Here is a 19,134-nt window from a genome sequence, read left to right on the forward strand (position 1 = left end):
GCGCAAGTGGTTGAAGTTGTTGAAGAAATCTTCGAAAGCTTCTGAAAATAATCACTTGACAGCAAATGAGGCTGCTGTAGAATGCGCGCCTCGGTTGAGACGAAAGATCTTAACCAACCGCTCTTTAACAACTGAATCAAGCAATTCGTGTGGGTGCTTGTGGAGTCAGACTGATAGTCAACAAGATTATCAGCATCACAAGTTACTCCGCGAGAAATCAAAGATGTAACCAACGATTGCTGAGCCAAGTTTAGGGTTTCTTAAAAACCCAAAGATGTTTGAACTGAAGAGTTTGATCATGGCTCAGATTGAACGCTGGCGGCAGGCCTAACACATGCAAGTCGAGCGGTAGAGAGAAGCTTGCTTCTCTTGAGAGCGGCGGACGGGTGAGTAATGCCTAGGAATCTGCCTGGTAGTGGGGGATAACGTTCGGAAACGGACGCTAATACCGCATACGTCCTACGGGAGAAAGCAGGGGACCTTCGGGCCTTGCGCTATCAGATGAGCCTAGGTCGGATTAGCTAGTTGGTGAGGTAATGGCTCACCAAGGCGACGATCCGTAACTGGTCTGAGAGGATGATCAGTCACACTGGAACTGAGACACGGTCCAGACTCCTACGGGAGGCAGCAGTGGGGAATATTGGACAATGGGCGAAAGCCTGATCCAGCCATGCCGCGTGTGTGAAGAAGGTCTTCGGATTGTAAAGCACTTTAAGTTGGGAGGAAGGGCAGTTGCCTAATACGTAACTGTTTTGACGTTACCGACAGAATAAGCACCGGCTAACTCTGTGCCAGCAGCCGCGGTAATACAGAGGGTGCAAGCGTTAATCGGAATTACTGGGCGTAAAGCGCGCGTAGGTGGTTTGTTAAGTTGGATGTGAAATCCCCGGGCTCAACCTGGGAACTGCATTCAAAACTGACTGACTAGAGTATGGTAGAGGGTGGTGGAATTTCCTGTGTAGCGGTGAAATGCGTAGATATAGGAAGGAACACCAGTGGCGAAGGCGACCACCTGGACTAATACTGACACTGAGGTGCGAAAGCGTGGGGAGCAAACAGGATTAGATACCCTGGTAGTCCACGCCGTAAACGATGTCAACTAGCCGTTGGAAGCCTTGAGCTTTTAGTGGCGCAGCTAACGCATTAAGTTGACCGCCTGGGGAGTACGGCCGCAAGGTTAAAACTCAAATGAATTGACGGGGGCCCGCACAAGCGGTGGAGCATGTGGTTTAATTCGAAGCAACGCGAAGAACCTTACCAGGCCTTGACATCCAATGAACTTTCTAGAGATAGATTGGTGCCTTCGGGAACATTGAGACAGGTGCTGCATGGCTGTCGTCAGCTCGTGTCGTGAGATGTTGGGTTAAGTCCCGTAACGAGCGCAACCCTTGTCCTTAGTTACCAGCACGTAATGGTGGGCACTCTAAGGAGACTGCCGGTGACAAACCGGAGGAAGGTGGGGATGACGTCAAGTCATCATGGCCCTTACGGCCTGGGCTACACACGTGCTACAATGGTCGGTACAGAGGGTTGCCAAACCGCGAGGTGGAGCTAATCCCATAAAACCGATCGTAGTCCGGATCGCAGTCTGCAACTCGACTGCGTGAAGTCGGAATCGCTAGTAATCGCGAATCAGAATGTCGCGGTGAATACGTTCCCGGGCCTTGTACACACCGCCCGTCACACCATGGGAGTGGGTTGCACCAGAAGTAGCTAGTCTAACCTTCGGGAGGACGGTTACCACGGTGTGATTCATGACTGGGGTGAAGTCGTAACAAGGTAGCCGTAGGGGAACCTGCGGCTGGATCACCTCCTTAATCGACGACATCAGCTGCTCCATAAGTTCCCACACGAATTGCTTGATTCATTGAAGAAGACGATAAGAAGCAGCCCGAAATTGGGTCTGTAGCTCAGTTGGTTAGAGCGCACCCCTGATAAGGGTGAGGTCGGCAGTTCGAATCTGCCCAGACCCACCAATTTTGTGTGGGAAACGCCTGTAGAAATACGGGGCCATAGCTCAGCTGGGAGAGCGCCTGCCTTGCACGCAGGAGGTCAACGGTTCGATCCCGTTTGGCTCCACCACTACTGCTTCTACGTTATGAAAGCTTAGAAATGAGCATTCCATCAGGTTGATGGTGAATGTTGATTTCTAGTCTTTGATTAGATCGTTCTTTAAAAATTTGGGTATGTGATAGAAAGATAGACTGAACGTTACTTTCACTGGTAACGGATCAGGCTAAGGTAAAATTTGTGAGTTACTCAGTTTTGAGTATTATCGAATTTTCGGCGAATGTTGTCTTCACAGTATAACCAGATTGCTTGGGGTTATATGGTCAAGTGAAGAAGCGCATACGGTGGATGCCTTGGCAGTCAGAGGCGATGAAAGACGTGGTAGCCTGCGAAAAGCTTCGGGGAGTCGGCAAACAGACTTTGATCCGGAGATGTCTGAATGGGGGAACCCAGCCATCATAAGATGGTTATCTTACGCTGAATACATAGGCGTAAGAGGCGAACCAGGGGAACTGAAACATCTAAGTACCCTGAGGAAAAGAAATCAACCGAGATTCCCTTAGTAGTGGCGAGCGAACGGGGACTAGCCCTTAAGTGGCTTTGAGATTAGCGGAACGCTCTGGAAAGTGCGGCCATAGTGGGTGATAGCCCTGTACGCGAAAATCTCTTAGTCATGAAATCGAGTAGGACGGAGCACGAGAAACTTTGTCTGAATATGGGGGGACCATCCTCCAAGGCTAAATACTACTGACTGACCGATAGTGAACTAGTACCGTGAGGGAAAGGCGAAAAGAACCCCGGAGAGGGGAGTGAAATAGATCCTGAAACCGTATGCGTACAAGCAGTGGGAGCCCACTTTGTTGGGTGACTGCGTACCTTTTGTATAATGGGTCAGCGACTTATTTTCAGTGGCGAGCTTAACCGAATAGGGGAGGCGTAGCGAAAGCGAGTCTTAATAGGGCGTCTAGTCGCTGGGAATAGACCCGAAACCGGGCGATCTATCCATGGGCAGGTTGAAGGTTGGGTAACACTAACTGGAGGACCGAACCGACTACCGTTGAAAAGTTAGCGGATGACCTGTGGATCGGAGTGAAAGGCTAATCAAGCTCGGAGATAGCTGGTTCTCCTCGAAAGCTATTTAGGTAGCGCCTCATGTATCACTGTAGGGGGTAGAGCACTGTTTCGGCTAGGGGGTCATCCCGACTTACCAAACCGATGCAAACTCCGAATACCTACAAGTGCCGAGCATGGGAGACACACGGCGGGTGCTAACGTCCGTCGTGAAAAGGGAAACAACCCAGACCGTCAGCTAAGGTCCCAAAGTTATGGTTAAGTGGGAAACGATGTGGGAAGGCTTAGACAGCTAGGAGGTTGGCTTAGAAGCAGCCACCCTTTAAAGAAAGCGTAATAGCTCACTAGTCGAGTCGGCCTGCGCGGAAGATGTAACGGGGCTCAAACCATACACCGAAGCTACGGGTATCACGTAAGTGATGCGGTAGAGGAGCGTTCTGTAAGCCTGTGAAGGTGAGTTGAGAAGCTTGCTGGAGGTATCAGAAGTGCGAATGCTGACATGAGTAACGACAATGGGTGTGAAAAACACCCACGCCGAAAGACCAAGGTTTCCTGCGCAACGTTAATCGACGCAGGGTTAGTCGGTCCCTAAGGCGAGGCTGAAAAGCGTAGTCGATGGAAAACAGGTTAATATTCCTGTACTTCTGGTTATTGCGATGGAGGGACGGAGAAGGCTAGGCCAGCTTGGCGTTGGTTGTCCAAGTTTAAGGTGGTAGGCTGGAATCTTAGGTAAATCCGGGATTCTAAGGCCGAGAGCTGATGACGAGCTAACTTTTAGTTAGCGAAGTGGTTGATGCCATGCTTCCAAGAAAAGCTTCTAAGCTTCAGGTAACCAGGAACCGTACCCCAAACCGACACAGGTGGTTGGGTAGAGAATACCAAGGCGCTTGAGAGAACTCGGGTGAAGGAACTAGGCAAAATGGCACCGTAACTTCGGGAGAAGGTGCGCCGGTGAGGGTGAAGGACTTGCTCCGTAAGCTCATGCCGGTCGAAGATACCAGGCCGCTGCGACTGTTTATTAAAAACACAGCACTCTGCAAACACGAAAGTGGACGTATAGGGTGTGACGCCTGCCCGGTGCCGGAAGGTTAATTGATGGGGTTAGCTAACGCGAAGCTCTTGATCGAAGCCCCGGTAAACGGCGGCCGTAACTATAACGGTCCTAAGGTAGCGAAATTCCTTGTCGGGTAAGTTCCGACCTGCACGAATGGCGTAACGATGGCGGCGCTGTCTCCACCCGAGACTCAGTGAAATTGAAATCGCTGTGAAGATGCAGTGTATCCGCGGCTAGACGGAAAGACCCCGTGAACCTTTACTATAGCTTTGCACTGGACTTTGAATTTGCTTGTGTAGGATAGGTGGGAGGCTTTGAAGCGTGGACGCCAGTCTGCGTGGAGCCAACCTTGAAATACCACCCTGGCAACTTTGAGGTTCTAACTCAGGTCCGTTATCCGGATCGAGGACAGTGTATGGTGGGTAGTTTGACTGGGGCGGTCTCCTCCTAAAGAGTAACGGAGGAGTACGAAGGTGCGCTCAGACCGGTCGGAAATCGGTCGTAGAGTATAAAGGCAAAAGCGCGCTTGACTGCGAGACAGACACGTCGAGCAGGTACGAAAGTAGGTCTTAGTGATCCGGTGGTTCTGTATGGAAGGGCCATCGCTCAACGGATAAAAGGTACTCCGGGGATAACAGGCTGATACCGCCCAAGAGTTCATATCGACGGCGGTGTTTGGCACCTCGATGTCGGCTCATCACATCCTGGGGCTGAAGCCGGTCCCAAGGGTATGGCTGTTCGCCATTTAAAGTGGTACGCGAGCTGGGTTTAGAACGTCGTGAGACAGTTCGGTCCCTATCTGCCGTGGACGTTTGAGATTTGAGAGGGGCTGCTCCTAGTACGAGAGGACCGGAGTGGACGAACCTCTGGTGTTCCGGTTGTCACGCCAGTGGCATTGCCGGGTAGCTATGTTCGGAATAGATAACCGCTGAAAGCATCTAAGCGGGAAACTAGCCTCAAGATGAGATCTCACTGGAACCTTGAGTTCCCTGAAGGGCCGTCGAAGACTACGACGTTGATAGGTTGGGTGTGTAAGCGCTGTGAGGCGTTGAGCTAACCAATACTAATTGCCCGTGAGGCTTGACCATATAACACCCAAGCAATTTGCGTCGGCTCTTTAATACAGAGCAGCAGATTGCGGTGTGTGAAGACGATAGAACCGAAAGTTCGAATCTCACAAAACACCGAAAGCTGTCACATACCCAATTTGCTGAAGCGAGGCATTCTTGTCACGACTCAGTACCCGAATTTCTTGACGACCATAGAGCATTGGAACCACCTGATCCCATCCCGAACTCAGTAGTGAAACGATGCATCGCCGATGGTAGTGTGGGGTTTCCCCATGTGAGAGTAGGTCATCGTCAAGATTAAATTCCAGAACCCCTGTTTGCTAACGCAGACAGGGGTTTTGTTTTGGGCGGTCGAAAAGTACAAAGGGGCTTATTGCGGCTACCTTCAGTGCTAAAGTCCATGCCTCGATTTTGCTTTTCCCAAGGAAGCCGTTATGCCGGATGCGACGTCCCTCAGCGCTGGATTCATGGTGGTTCACGGCAACCGCCTGGATGAACTGCGTAGCCTGGTGGTCAGTTGGATGCGCCGCTATCCCCTGGCCCCGCTGGAAAACGAAATCGCCCTGGTGCAAAGCAATGGCATCGCCCAATGGCTCAAGCTGGCCTTGGCCGAAGACCCAGAAGAGGACGACACAGGGGGCTGCGGTATCGCTGCGGCAATCGACGTGCAACTGCCTGGCAGTTTCATGTGGCAGCTCTATCGTATGGTTCTGGGGCGTGACGAAATCCCGCCTAAGTCCCTGCTCGATAAAGCCCCATTGACCTGGCGCTTGATGCGACTGCTCCCGGAACTCATCGATCAACCGCACTTCGAACCGTTGCAGCGCTTCCTCACCCACGACACCGACCTGCGCAAACGCTACCAACTCGCCGAACGTTTGGCCGACTTGTTCGACCAATACCAGGTCTACCGCGCCGATTGGCTGGAAGACTGGGCCGCCGGCCGCCACCAACTGCGCAACGGTCGAGGCGAATCCAAGCCTCTAAACCCCGCGAATTGCTGGCAGGCGGAACTATGGCGCGCGCTGCTGCTGGATGTGGGGGAAGAGGGCATGGCCGAGAGTCGTGCCGGCGTTCACCAGCGTTTCATCGAGCGCATCAACACCCTTGAGAATGCGCCCCAAGGCCTGCCGTCCCGAGTGATCGTTTTCGGGATTTCCTCGTTGCCCGCGCAGGCACTGGAAGCACTCGCCGGCCTGGCGCGATTCAGTCAGGTCCTGCTGTGCGTGCACAACCCTTGCCGCCACCATTGGTCCGACATCGTTGCCGACAAAGACCTGCTGCGTAACGAATACAAACGCCAAGCGCGCAAAGTCGGTATGCCGGTCACCATTGACCCGCAAACCCTGCATCAGCACGCACATCCGCTACTGGCTGCCTGGGGCAAACAGGGCCGTGACTACATCAGCCTGCTGGACAGCTACGACGACCCCAACAGCTACCGCGCCGCCTTCCTCGATGGCCGTATCGATCTGTTTAGCGAAAGCGAACCCACCACACTGCTCAACCAACTTCAGGACGATATCCTCGAACTTCGCCCTCTCAACGAAACCCGCGAACGCTGGAACGAAGGAGTCGACCTGCAACATGACACGTCTATTCGCTTCCACATCGCCCACAGCGCCCAACGCGAAGTGGAAATCCTCCACGACCAACTGCTCCAACGCTTCAGCGCCGACCCTATGTTGCGCCCCCGCGACGTCATCGTCATGGTCCCCGACGTCGACAGCTATGCGCCGCATATTCGTGCCGTGTTCGGCCAGCTTGAGCGAACCGATCCGCGCTTCATCCCTTTCACCCTTACCGACCAGGGCCAGCGCGGCCGCGATCCTCTGCTGATTGCCGTCGAACACCTGCTGAAACTCCCGGACAGCCGTTTCCCCGTCAGCGAAATCCTGGACTTGCTCGACGTCCCCGCCTTGCGCGAGCGTTTCGCCATCAAAGAACGCGACCTGCCCACACTGCACCGCTGGATCGAAGGCGCCGGCATCCGTTGGGGCTTGAATGCCGAGCAGCGTGCCGGCCTGGGCCTGCCAAAAGAGCTGGAGCAAAACAGCTGGCGATTTGGTCTACGTCGCATGTTGTTGGGTTACGCCGTCGGCACCGGTGCCGCGTGTGACGGTATCGAGCCCTACGACGAAATCGGTGGCCTCGACGCCGCCCTGATCGGCCCTCTGGTCGCTTTGCTCGATGCTCTAAACGACGCCCATCAGGCCTTGTCACAACCGGCAAAACCCCAAGAGTGGGGCGAGCGTCTGCAACGCCTGATGCAACTGTTCTTCCTGCCCAGCAGCGAACACGACGACTATCTGCTGGGTCAACTCGAGCAACTCAGAGAAACTTGGCTGGAAACCTGTGAGTCCGTAGGCCTGCAGGACGAGTTACCGCTCACTGTCGTCCGTGAAGCTTGGTTGGCAGGTCTGGACCAGGGTCGTCTATCCCAGCGCTTCCTCGCCGGAGCGGTCAATTTTTGCACCCTGATGCCCATGCGCGCGATCCCGTTCAAGCTCGTCTGCTTGCTGGGCATGAACGACGGAGACTACCCGCGCGCCCAACCACCGCTGGACTTCGACTTGATGGGCAGCGACTATCGCCCTGGCGACCGCTCACGCCGTGAAGACGACCGCTACCTGCTACTCGAGGCCTTGCTCTCAGCCCGCGACCAGCTCTATATCAGCTGGGTAGGCCGCAGCATCCGCGACAACAGTGACCGTCCGGCCTCGGTGCTGATCGGCCAACTGCGCGACCACCTCGCCAGCGGCTGGCATAACGCACAAACACAAACGCCACTCTTAGACGCAATGACCCAAGAGCACCCACTCCAACCGTTCAGCGCGCGCTACTTTCATGAAGGCGACCCGCTGTTCAGCTACGCTCGCGAATGGCAGTTGCTGCACGAAGCCGCCGATGCCATCCCAACAGAAGACGAATTGGCAGAGCATCAACAAGAAGAACCCCTGAGCCTCGGCCAGTTGCAGGATTTCCTGCGCAACCCGGTCAAACACTTCTTCAGCCAGCGTCTGAAAGTGTTCTTCGAAGCCGCCGAAGTTCCTCTGGCCGATGAAGAACCTTTCGTCCTCGATGCGCTGCAACGCTACAACCTAAGCGACAGCCTGCTAAGCGCCGCACTGACCCAGCCCGATCATGTGGACCAAGCCTTAAACGCCCAAGCCCTGCGCCTACAAGGCAGTGGCCTGCTGCCTATGGTCGGTTTCGGCGAGTGCCTGCGTAACGAACTGATCGAGCCATTGCCCGCTCTGTTGCAGCGTTACCAACAGTTACTGGCACTCTGGCCGACCCCGCATCCAGGCGCAGAGCCGGTCAGTTTTGAGCATCAAGGTATCCAACTGGAAGGCTGGATCAGTGGCCTGCATCGGCGCAGTGATGGCGGATTGTTAAGTGTCACCACCATCCCCAACAGCATCGGCTCGATCAAGACGCGCAAGTGGCACCGGCTGATTCGCCCTTGGGTCAATCACGTAGTGGCCTGCGCCTGTGGCCTGCCACTCAGCACTGGTTTAGTGGCGAGTGACGATACCTTGTTGCTGGCCCCGCTGGATAAATCCACTGCTCAGGAAATCCTCGGCAACCTGCTATTGGCCTGGCACACCGGAATGAGAAAACCGCTCCCCGTGGCCGTTAAGACGGCCTTCGCCTGGCTTGGTCAAACCGACCCTGCCAAGGCCCAAGCCGCCGCGAGTAAAGCCTACGAAGGCGACGGTATGACCACCGACGGCGAACGCCGCGAAACCCCCGCGCTCACTCGTCAATTCCCCGACTTCGCTGCGCTCATAGCCAGCGAAGAATTCGAAGGTTGGGCCGAAACCCTGTATCGCCCGCTGATCAACGCCCCATGGCGATCACTCACCGGCGAGGAGGTTGGCGCATGAGCAGCAAACCCTTAGCCTTGGCCTTCCCGCTAAAAGGTAGCCAACTGATTGAGGCCAGCGCGGGCACCGGCAAGACCTTTACCATTTCCGCCCTGTACCTGCGCCTGGTGCTCGGCCATGGGGGGGATGAATCCGGCTTTGGTCGCGAACTGTTGCCGCCACAAATTCTGGTGGTGACCTTCACCGATGCTGCCACCAAAGAGCTGCGTGAACGCATCCGCATCCGCCTGGCCGAAGCCGCACGTTTCTTTCGCGACGAAATCCAGCAGCCCGATGCCCTGATCGCCGACCTGCGCGACCAATACCCTGCCGAGCAATGGCCCGCCTGTGCCAATCGCCTGGACATCGCTGCCCAATGGATGGACGAAGCCGCCGTTTCCACCATCCACAGTTGGTGCCAGCGCATGCTGCGCGAACATGCCTTCGACAGCGGTAGCCTGTTCACTCAGACCCTGGAAACCGACCACAGCGATCTGCTTGGCGAAGTGCTGCGCGATTACTGGCGGTTGTTCTGTTACCCGATGCACGACGACGCGCTCAACTGGGTCCGTAATAACTGGGGCGGACCCGCCGGGTTGATGCCACGGGTGCGCGCGCTGTTCGGCAGCGAACGGCCGGCTGACGAGACGCGTGATCCCGCCGAACTGATCACGGCCTGCCTGCAAGAGCGTCGCGAAGCGCTGACAACCCTCAAAGCACCCTGGCAGCAATGGGCTGCCGAACTGCGCGATATCTGCCTGCAAGCCGTGGCCGCCAAAGCCGTCGACGGCCGCAAGATGCAAGCTCGTTATTTTGAACCCTGGTTCGAAAAGATCAGTGCCTGGGCCGCTGACGAAACCCTTGAACAGCTCGACATCGGCACCGGCTTCACCCGCTTGACCCCCGACGGCATGGCCGAAGCCTGGAAGGGCGAGCCGCCGCACCATCCCGGCATCGACGCCATGGCGGGACTCAAAGCCGCCCTCGATGCCTTGCCAACCCCCGACGCCGCCGTGTTGCAGCACGCTGCCGGCTGGGTGGGCAAACGCTTCGAAGAAGAGAAACGTCGCCGCGCCGAAATGGGCTTCGACGATATGCTGATCCGCCTCAATGCAGCCCTGCAAGCCGACGGCGGCGAGCGCCTGGCCAGCGTGATCCGCGAGCAATTCCCGGTGGCCCTGATCGATGAATTCCAGGACACCGACCCGGTGCAATACAGCATCTTCGACAGTATTTACCGTATCGAAGAAAACCACCTCGACAGTGGCCTGTTCCTGATCGGCGACCCGAAACAGGCGATCTACGCCTTCCGTGGCGCCGACATCTACACCTATCTGCGCGCGCGCCAGTCCACCACCGGCCGCCACCACACCCTGGGCACCAACTTCCGCTCCAGCCACGCGATGGTCGAGGCTGTGAACCATGTGTTCCAACGTGCGGAAAAAGGCCGTGGTGCCTTTCTGTTCCGAGAGCCGAATGGCGACAATCCGGTGCCGTTCCATTCAGTGTTGTCCCAAGGCCGCAAAGAACAATTGCAGGTCGAGGGCCAAACGCTCCCGGCGATGAACCTCTGGCACCTGCCCACCGATCAGCCGATTTCGAATGCGGTTTACCGCCAGCAACTGGCCGCCGCCTGTGCCACGCAGATTGTTGAATTGCTCAACGGCGGGCAGCAAGGCACAGCAGGTTTCCTACAACCGGACGACAGTTTCAAAGGCGTACTTCCGTCAGACATCGCCATCCTTGTGCGCGATGGCAAGGAAGCCCAAGCCGTACGCGCCGAGTTGGCCGCCCGTGGCGTGCGCAGCGTGTACTTGTCGGACAAAGACTCAGTCTTCGCCGCCCAGGAGGCCCACGACCTCCTGTCCTGGCTCAAGGCCTGCGCTGAACCAGACGTCGAACGCCCGCTGCGTGCCGCCCTGGCCTGCGTCACCCTGAACCTGTCACTGCCGGAACTGGAGCGGTTGAATCAGGACGAACTGGCGTGGGAAACCCGTGTGATGCAGTTCCGTGGGTACCGCGCGATCTGGCGCACCCAAGGTGTGCTGCCAATGCTGCGTCGCCTGCTCCACGATTTCAAACTGCCGCAAACCTTGATCGCCCGTAGCGATGGCGAACGTGTGCTGACCAACCTGTTGCACCTCAGCGAACTGCTGCAACAGGTCGCGTCGGAACTGGACGGCGAGCAAGCGCTGATCCGCCACTTGGCCGAACACCTCGCGCTGTCGGGTCAGGCCGGTGAGGAACAGATCCTGCGCCTGGAAAGTGATGAACAACTGGTCAAGGTCGTCACGATCCACAAGTCCAAAGGCTTGGAATATGACCTGGTCTTCCTGCCCTTCATCTGTTCGGCCAAGCCGGTAGACGGTAGCCGGTTGCCCCTTCATTACCATGATGCAAATGGCAAATCCCAAGTCAGCCTGCGTCCCACGGCCGAGCTTATCGCGCAGGCCGATGAAGAGCGCCTGGCCGAAGACCTGCGCTTGTTCTACGTCGCGCTGACCCGCGCCAAACACGCGTGCTGGCTCGGCATTGCCGACCTTAAACGCGGCAATAACAGCAGCTCGGTATTGCACCTTTCGGCACTGGGCTATCTGCTCGGCGCCGGCGCTTCTTTGGGTGAGTCCGCTGGTCTGGCGCGTTGGCTGCTGGATTTGCAGGAAGGCTGTCCTGCAATCGACTATGCCCTAGTGCCCGAAGCGCAAGACATCGTGTTCCACTCGCCACGCAACGAGGCCAGACTGCTCGCGCCGTTGTTCCCCAAGCGCAAGGCCGCCGAAAACTGGTGGATCGCCTCCTACAGCGCTTTAAGAATCGGCGACAGCATGAGCGCTGCAAACCTTGAAGCCCCCGAAAGCCCACAGGCCCAGAAGCTGTTCGATGACGAACGCCTCGACCCCGATGCACCGCGCGAAGTCGCTGCGTCCGGCGGTGACATTCACCGTTTCCCACGCGGTCCTAATCCCGGGACCTTCCTCCACGGCCTGCTGGAATGGGCTGGCGAGGAGGGTTTCAATGTGACACCAGAGTCCATCGAAAAAGCCGTAGGCGCGCGCTGCAATCGTCGCAACTGGGAAGGCTGGATCGTCACCCTCAGCGGTTGGCTGGGCCATCTGCTGCAAACGCCACTGCCTGTGGATAACGACCGCATCACCCTCAGCAGCCTGCAGCAGTACCAGATCGAAATGGAGTTCTGGTTCGCCAGCCACAAAGTCGACGTGCTCGCCCTCGACAAACTGGTGTGCCAATACACCCATAACGGCGTGTCCCGGGTCGCTGCCGAACCGGTGCTGCTCAACGGCATGTTCAAGGGTTTTATCGACCTGACGTTCGAACACGACGGCCGGTACTACGTGGCCGACTACAAATCCAACTGGCTCGGCCCTGACGACTCGGCCTACACCGTTGAAGCCATGGAACAGTCGATCCTCGAGCATCGGTATGACCTGCAATACGTCCTTTACCTGCTGGCCCTGCACCGCCAACTCAAGGCACGTCTGCCTGGTTACGACTACGACCGTCACATCGGCGGTGCGCTGTACCTGTTCCTGCGAGGTACACAGTCCACCAGCCGAGGTGCTTATTTCACCCGGCCACCACGGGAATTGATCGAAGGCCTGGATTTTCTGTTCCAGGGTAAGCCTATCCCGCCCAAGGTTGAGCCCGCCTGGGAACAAGGAGTGCTGTTATGAGCCTGTCGCCGTTACCGCTTGAGGAGTTGGCCCCCCTCAGCCGCGCCGCCGATTTGGTGCAACTGCTGGAACGATGGGTCGAGCGTGGCTGGCTGCGTGCTTTGGACAAAGCCTTCGTTGGCTTTCTGCACGAGCTCGATCCGCAAGCCGACCCTTTGGTACTGCTGGCTGCGGCTCTGACCAGCCACCAACTGGGCCACGGCCACGTTTGCCTGGACCTGTTCGAAACCCTTAACGCCCCGGACTTTGCCCTGTCCTTGCCGCCCGAGGGCGACCTGCAAACCAGCGCGATGTTGCTGCCGTCGCAATTGCTCGAGGGCCTCGACGGCGCCCACTGGTGCCATGTGCTGGCCGCCAGCCACCTTGTTGCTCTGGCTATCGATGGCAGCGAAACCGCACAAAGTCGTCCTTTGGTTCTGTCCGGCAAGCGCCTTTATCTGCGCCGCTACTGGACCTACGAACGGCGCATCGACACGGCCTTGCGCCTGCGTCTGACTACCCGAGAAAGCGTCGCCGTCGATTTGCCCCAACGTCTGAATAGCCTGTTCGACCAACCGCCGCCCGATGGCGTGATCGACTGGCAAAAACTCGCCTGCGCCCTGGCGACTCGCGGTGCCTTCAGCATCGTTACCGGCGGCCCCGGCACCGGCAAGACCACCACGGTGGTGCGTTTGCTCGCGTTGTTGCAGGCGCCCGCCGTGGAAGCCGGCAGCCCGTTGCGCATTCGCTTGGCCGCGCCGACCGGCAAAGCTGCCGCGCGGTTGACGGAATCCATCAGCCAGCAAGTGCAGTCGCTGACAGTGCCGGACAGCGTGCGCGAAAAAATTCCGACCCAGGTCACCACCGTTCACCGCCTGCTGGGCAGTCGGCCGGGCACGCGGCACTTCCGCCATCACATGGGTAACCCATTGCCTTTGGATGTGTTGGTGGTGGACGAAGCCTCGATGATCGACCTGGAAATGATGGCCAACCTGCTGGACGCCCTGCCGCCCCACGCACGGTTGGTCTTGCTGGGCGACAAGGACCAGCTCGCATCGGTGGAGGCGGGCGCCGTGCTTGGCGATTTGTGCCGCGATGCCGAAGCCGGCTGGTACAGCCCGGATACCCGCCAATGGCTGCAAACGGTCAGCGGCGAAGACCTCAGCGCCAGTGGCCTGCAGGAGGATCTCGACGGCAGTCACCCCCTGGCCCAGCAAGTGGTCATGCTGCGCTACTCACGGCGTTTCGGCGAAGGCAGCGGTATTGGCCAATTGGCGCGTTGGGTCAATCAGCAAAATGCCGAAGAGGCCCGTAAACTGCTTGCCGCTCGTAGCCACAGCGACCTGTTCTGCGTCAGCCTCAAGGGCGAACACGACCACGCACTTGAGCGGCTGGTGCTGGACGGGCAGGGCGACGGCGCCCAGGGTTATCGCTATTACCTCAACCTGCTGCAAAGGGCGCGCCCGGCCCTCGACACCCCGCGTGACGACCCCGCCTGGACCCATTGGGCGCAACAACTGTTGCAAGCCTTCGATGCCTTCCAGTTGCTCTGTGCCGTGCGCAAAGGCCCTTGGGGGGTTGAAGGGCTGAACCTGCGCATCACCGCGGCCTTGCGCAAAGTGCGGCTGATTGAGGGCGACGACCAGTGGTACGAAGGCCGCCCGGTGCTGATGACCCGCAACGATTACGGGCTTGGCTTGATGAACGGCGATATCGGCATCGCCCTTAAACTGCCCGAAAGTGATGGCGGTCCGCAGGTGTTGCGCGTGGCCTTCCCGCGCAATGATGGCCAGGGCGGCGTGCGCTTTGTATTGCCCAGCCGACTCAATGATGTGGAAACCGTGTACGCCATGACCGTGCATAAATCCCAGGGCTCGGAGTTCACCCACACCGCCCTGATCCTGCCGGATGCGCTGAACCCGGTGTTGACCAAAGAGCTGATCTACACCGGCATCACCCGCGCCAAGCGCTGGTTCAGCTTGATCGAGCCCCGTGGCGGGGTGTTTGAGGAAGCCGTGCGGCGCAAGGTCAAGCGCTTGAGTGGGTTGATGTTGGAGTTAGACGCTCACGACTAAAAAACTGACTAACGGGTCATGTAATATTTCTGATTCAGTTGTCTGATTTTTCTGAAAAAATAGTGAGTCCCGCGAAAGCCTCGCTTCGCGGGGTTTTCCGCCGCTGTGCTATCGTTGCGGCATCACCCTGTAAACACTTGAGAGAATCGCTGCATGAACGTGGCTGTCTCGCCCACAGAGCGTAGTTTGAGCTGGAGACGCATGTTACTGGTGGCGGTTCTGTGTGCGCTCGCGCCCCGTGCATTTGCCCAGGCGCCGGGCTCGGCCGGTATGGCCGATCACCGTGCCCAGTCGGTCACCCAAGTGGTACTTGGTATCCTCAGTTACGCGCGCTGGCCCGTGGAGCCTGCGCAACTTCGGTTGTGCATCGTCGGCCCCACCCAATACACCGACGACCTGATCAAAGGCACCACCCAAGCGACTGGTCGTCCGGTGGTGGTGCAGCGCCTGCTGGCCGATCATCCCGATATCGTCAGTGCCTGCGACGCGGTGTACATCGGAAAACTCTCCGCCGATGAGCGCAGCCGCCTATTCGCATCGCTGATCGGTCATCCGGTGCTCAGCATCAGCGAAGGGGGGGACCAATGCACCGTGGGCAGCCTGTTCTGCCTGCGTGTGGGCGATGAACAGGTGTCGTTCGAGGTCAACCTGGACTCCGTCTCCCGCAGTGGCGTGCGCATTCATCCCAGCGTGTTGCAGTTGTCCCGTCGTCGAGCACCGGCGTCATGAACGCTGATAAAGCACGGCCGACCCTGCGTTCGGTCATTGGCCGTGGGCATATGATCCTGACGTTGGTGGCGGTGACCCTGACCAGTGTGTCCCTGACCCTGCTCGGGGTACTGGCGCTGCGGGTGTATGCCGAACACAACCTGCACCTGATCGCACGTTCCATCAACTACACCGTGGAAGCGGCGGTGGTGTTCGACGACAGCGCCGCGGCCACCGAAGCGCTGAGCCTGATTGCTTCTACCGAGGAGGTGGCTCAGGCCGAAGTCTTCGATGCCAACGGCAAGCTGCTGGCGCAATGGGTGCGGCCGGAAACCGGGATGCTGTCACGGGTTGAACTGGTGCTGGCGCATACCCTGCTCGAACAGCCCATCAGCCAGCCGATCCTGCATCAAGGGAAAGCCATTGGCAGCATTCATGTGGTCGGCCATGGCGCCAGCCTGTTGCGCTTCTTGCTCAGCGGCCTGGCCGGCATCCTCATATGTACCGCCCTCAGCGCCTGGGTGGCCTTGCACCTGGCGCGGCGCCTATTGAATGGCATCACCGGGCCGCTGCAAAGCCTCGCCGCCGTGGCCCACGCGGCCCGTAGCGAGCGCGATTTTGACCGCCGCGTGCCGCCCGCGCAGATCGCCGAACTCGACAGCCTTGGCAGCGACTTCAATGCCCTGCTCGGTGAGATGGAGGCCTGGCAGAACCACCTGCAAAATGAAAATGAAACCCTCGCCCATCAGGCCAGCCACGACAGCTTGACTGGCCTGCCCAACCGCGCATTTTTCGAAGGCCGGCTGATCCGCGCATTGCGCAGCGCCGCCAAAGTCGATGACCGGGTGGCGGTGCTGTTTCTCGACAGCGACCGCTTCAAAGACATCAACGACAACTTCGGCCATGCCGCGGGTGATGCCGTGCTGGTCGCCGTCGCCGACCGCGTGCGTGCGCAGTTGCGTGAAGATGACCTGGTGGCGCGCCTGGGCGGTGATGAATTTGCGATCCTGTTGGCGCCCCTGCACAAAGTGGAAGACGCTCAGCGTATTGCTGCCAAGATCATTGCCAGCATGGACCTGCCGATCCCACTGCCCGGCAATACCCAGGTGTTGACCTCCCTCAGTATCGGCATCGCCATTTATCCGGATCATGGTGCCACCCCCGGCACCTTGCTCAATGCCGCCGATGCCGCGATGTATCAGGCTAAACGGTTGTCCCAGGGCGGCCAGCAAACGGCGGAATCAGCGCCCACCGCCGCCAACGTTCACCACAGGAGTTGATCCCTTGTTCTCGACCGCGCGTTTTATGTTTATCACTATGCTGGTGGCACTGCTCGCCCTCGGCGGCTGCCAGACGGCCCCACCCAAAGGCCTGACCCCGGCGCAAATTGTCGTCCTTAAGCAGCAGGGCTTCGAACTCACCGACGAAGGCTGGGCGTTCGGGCTGTCCGGCAAAGTGCTGTTTGGCAGTGACATCGAAACCCTCAACAAACCCAGCACCGACATCGTCGAACGCATCGGCAAGGCCCTGCTCGGCGCGGGCATCGAACGCGTGCGCGTCGACGGCCACACCGACGCCTCCGGCAAAGAAACCTACAACCAACAGCTGTCCCTGCGCCGCGCCAAAAGCGTGGGCAAGGTGTTGACCAGCGTGGGTATGAAGGAGGAGAACGTCCAACTGCGAGGCCTGGGCAGCAGTGAGCCGGTGGCGCCGAACACCACGGTGGCGGGGCGCACCGAGAATCGGCGGGTGTCGATTGTGGTGATTGCGGACTGAGCAACCCCGCCAATTTCAACGTGAAATGCACGCCAGGGTGTGTGGCTTGCCTGCGATAGCGGTCGTTCAGCCACGGATCTAGCGAGATCGTTCCCACGCTCTGCGTGGGAATGCCGCCTTGGACGCTCTGCGTCCGCTGTTAAGTCGTGACGCGGAGCGTCACTGGATGCATTCCCACGCAGAGCGTGGGAACGATCTGGTGTTTAGTCCGCCGGTGTTATTGCCTGTGTTAAGTCATCCACCACGGCTTTGCCCATCTCACACAGATAATGCGCGGCCCACGCGTATTGCTCGCCGCGCACATCCATGGCGGCTTCCATCGCGAGTTTCTTGGAGTAAAAAAGCAGGGTGGAGGCGTGTTCCAGGGCTTCGTCAATCGGCATGCCGGCATTGACGCGGAACAGTGGTTTTTGGTTTTCGCCGTAGTCGCCGAAGGTGACGACGCCGAGGGTGGTGATGGAGGGAAGCGGTGGATCGGGGACGATTTTAGTCATGATCTATACCTGGGAGTTTTAGGAACCACCCATTCATGTCGCTAAACATAAAAGGGTGGCAGCTGTACGCAGGTTAGCGAACCGGACCCAGGACCCGGCAGACCCGAAGGTCTCCCACGCACAGCCGCCATAACACGAGAACGACGAGCACGAAGCTCCTGCCGTTGGTGGCTGTGTCCGGGTTCGGGTCGCTAAACCCGTTCGCTGATGTCAGCGAAGTACGGAGGCTAGTGACTCGAACCCTAAGGCGCAATAGGGCAGGGATTCTCTAGGAATCGTCCTGCAATTTAAAGAGAATCGTCGTTGATGGCCCTTTAATCCGCGAACCGCATCTCCCGCGTTTCCCCCATCAACAACCCCTGGTTCTGCTCCGTCACCTCGCGGATGTAATCCCACAACAGCGTAATGCGCTTCAACTTCCTCAGATCCTCCCGGCAATACATCCAAAATTGGCGAGTGATCGAAATCTGCTCCCCCAACACCGGCAACAACCGCGGATCCTGCGCCGCCAGAAAGCACGGCAATATTGCCATCGACCGGCCCTGCTGCGCCGCCACGTACTGCGCAATCACGCTGGTACTGCGTAAGCTGGCGCTGGCGCCGGGCACTACATTCGCCAGGTACAACAGCTCTGAACTGAACGCCAGATCGTCCACATAGCTGATAAACGGATGCTCGGCCAAATCCGCCGGGCGTTGGATGGGTGGGTGTTGGTCGAGGTATTCCTGGGTCGCGTACAGCTGCAGTTTGTAGTCGCACAATTTGCAGCACACATACGGCCCATGTTCCGGGCGTTCCAGGGCGATGACGATGTCGGCTTCGCGCTTGGACAGGCTGATGAAGTGGGGCAGGGGCAGGATGTCGACCGAGATTGCCGGATACGTGTCGACGAAATGGCTCAGTTGCGGCGTGACGAAAAAGCTTCCGAAGCCTTCGGTGCAGCCCATGCGCACGTGGCCGGACAGCGCCACGCCGGAGCCGGAAACCTGTTCGCAGGCCATGTGCAGGGTGCTTTCGATCGACTCGGCGTAGCCCAGCAAACGCTGGCCCTCGGGGGTGAGGACGAAGCCGTTGGTCCGGGATTTTTCGAACAGCAATGTACCGAGCGACACTTCCAGCGAACTGATGCGCCGCGACACGGTGGTGTAGTCCACCGCCAGGCGCTTGGCGGCGACGCTGGCCTTGCGGGTGCGGGCCACTTCGAGGAAAAACTTCAGGTCATCCCAGTTCAGGGAGCCCAAGGAGGTGATGTTTTTTTGCATATTGGACCGGCTTTTATGTGCGTTCTTATTAGAAGTTTGCACATCTATACTCCAAAAACAGTCCGAACGCCTCA

The 19,134-nt window shown here is 58.2% G+C and carries 8 protein-coding genes, 2 tRNA genes and 3 rRNA genes; 11 read left to right on the forward strand and 2 right to left on the reverse strand.

What is annotated here, in order from left to right:
* Nucleotides 1-280 precede the first annotated feature (280 nt).
* From BFL40_RS20230 to yfiB, 11 genes are all read left to right on the forward strand, one after another.
* Nucleotides 281-1,817: ribosomal RNA gene (locus BFL40_RS20230) — 16S ribosomal RNA — on the forward strand.
* A gap of 82 nt (nucleotides 1,818-1,899) precedes the next feature.
* Nucleotides 1,900-1,976: transfer RNA gene (locus tag BFL40_RS20235), tRNA-Ile, on the forward strand.
* A 30-nt stretch (nucleotides 1,977-2,006) separates the two neighbouring features.
* Nucleotides 2,007-2,082 (forward strand) — tRNA-Ala (locus BFL40_RS20240).
* Nucleotides 2,083-2,331: 249 nt separating this feature from the next.
* A 23S ribosomal RNA gene (locus tag BFL40_RS20245) occupies nucleotides 2,332-5,223 on the forward strand.
* Nucleotides 5,224-5,386: 163 nt separating this feature from the next.
* Nucleotides 5,387-5,502: ribosomal RNA gene (gene rrf, locus BFL40_RS20250) — 5S ribosomal RNA — on the forward strand.
* Together the 16S, 23S and 5S rRNA genes with 2 tRNA genes alongside form the textbook arrangement of a ribosomal RNA operon.
* 137 nt (nucleotides 5,503-5,639) lie before the next feature.
* Complete coding sequence (recC, locus tag BFL40_RS20255; protein ID WP_071485603.1) at nucleotides 5,640-9,095, forward strand: exodeoxyribonuclease V subunit gamma; 3,456 nt, start codon at nucleotides 5,640-5,642, stop codon at nucleotides 9,093-9,095.
* Nucleotides 9,092-12,766 carry an exodeoxyribonuclease V subunit beta gene (gene recB, locus BFL40_RS20260; protein ID WP_071485604.1) on the forward strand — a complete coding sequence of 1,225 codons (3,675 nt, stop codon included), beginning with the start codon at nucleotides 9,092-9,094 and terminating at the stop codon, nucleotides 12,764-12,766. The genes recC and recB overlap by 4 nt, the downstream gene beginning before the upstream one ends.
* Nucleotides 12,763-14,820: an exodeoxyribonuclease V subunit alpha gene (gene recD, locus BFL40_RS20265; protein ID WP_071485605.1), complete on the forward strand. Its 2,058-nt coding sequence runs from the start codon at nucleotides 12,763-12,765 to the stop codon at nucleotides 14,818-14,820. The genes recB and recD overlap by 4 nt, the downstream gene beginning before the upstream one ends.
* Nucleotides 14,821-14,973: 153 nt before the next feature.
* On the forward strand, nucleotides 14,974-15,549 hold the full coding sequence (gene yfiR, locus BFL40_RS20270; RefSeq protein ID WP_071485606.1) for a regulatory sequestration protein YfiR: 576 nt from the start codon (nucleotides 14,974-14,976) through the stop codon (nucleotides 15,547-15,549).
* The gene (dgcN, locus tag BFL40_RS20275; protein ID WP_071485607.1) at nucleotides 15,546-16,808 is read left to right on the forward strand and encodes a diguanylate cyclase DgcN/YfiN; all 1,263 of its coding nucleotides are present in this window, start codon (nucleotides 15,546-15,548) and stop codon (nucleotides 16,806-16,808) included. The genes yfiR and dgcN overlap by 4 nt, the downstream gene beginning before the upstream one ends.
* A gap of 4 nt (nucleotides 16,809-16,812) precedes the next feature.
* Nucleotides 16,813-17,304 carry an outer membrane lipoprotein YfiB gene (gene yfiB, locus BFL40_RS20280; protein WP_071485608.1) on the forward strand — a complete coding sequence of 164 codons (492 nt, stop codon included), beginning with the start codon at nucleotides 16,813-16,815 and terminating at the stop codon, nucleotides 17,302-17,304.
* A 203-nt stretch (nucleotides 17,305-17,507) separates the two neighbouring features.
* Here the strand turns inward: yfiB and BFL40_RS20285 are convergent, their stop codons facing one another.
* Both BFL40_RS20285 and BFL40_RS20290 read right to left on the reverse strand, forming a co-directional pair.
* Nucleotides 17,508-17,798, reverse strand: coding sequence for a DUF3077 domain-containing protein (locus BFL40_RS20285; RefSeq protein ID WP_071485609.1), 291 nt, complete (start codon nucleotides 17,796-17,798; stop codon nucleotides 17,508-17,510).
* A gap of 314 nt (nucleotides 17,799-18,112) precedes the next feature.
* On the reverse strand, nucleotides 18,113-19,060 hold the full coding sequence (locus BFL40_RS20290; protein WP_071485610.1) for a LysR family transcriptional regulator: 948 nt from the start codon (nucleotides 19,058-19,060) through the stop codon (nucleotides 18,113-18,115).
* Nucleotides 19,061-19,134: the final 74 nt, after the last annotated feature.

The organism is Pseudomonas costantinii, assembly GCF_001870435.1.
Classification (GTDB): domain Bacteria; phylum Pseudomonadota; class Gammaproteobacteria; order Pseudomonadales; family Pseudomonadaceae; genus Aquipseudomonas; species Aquipseudomonas costantinii.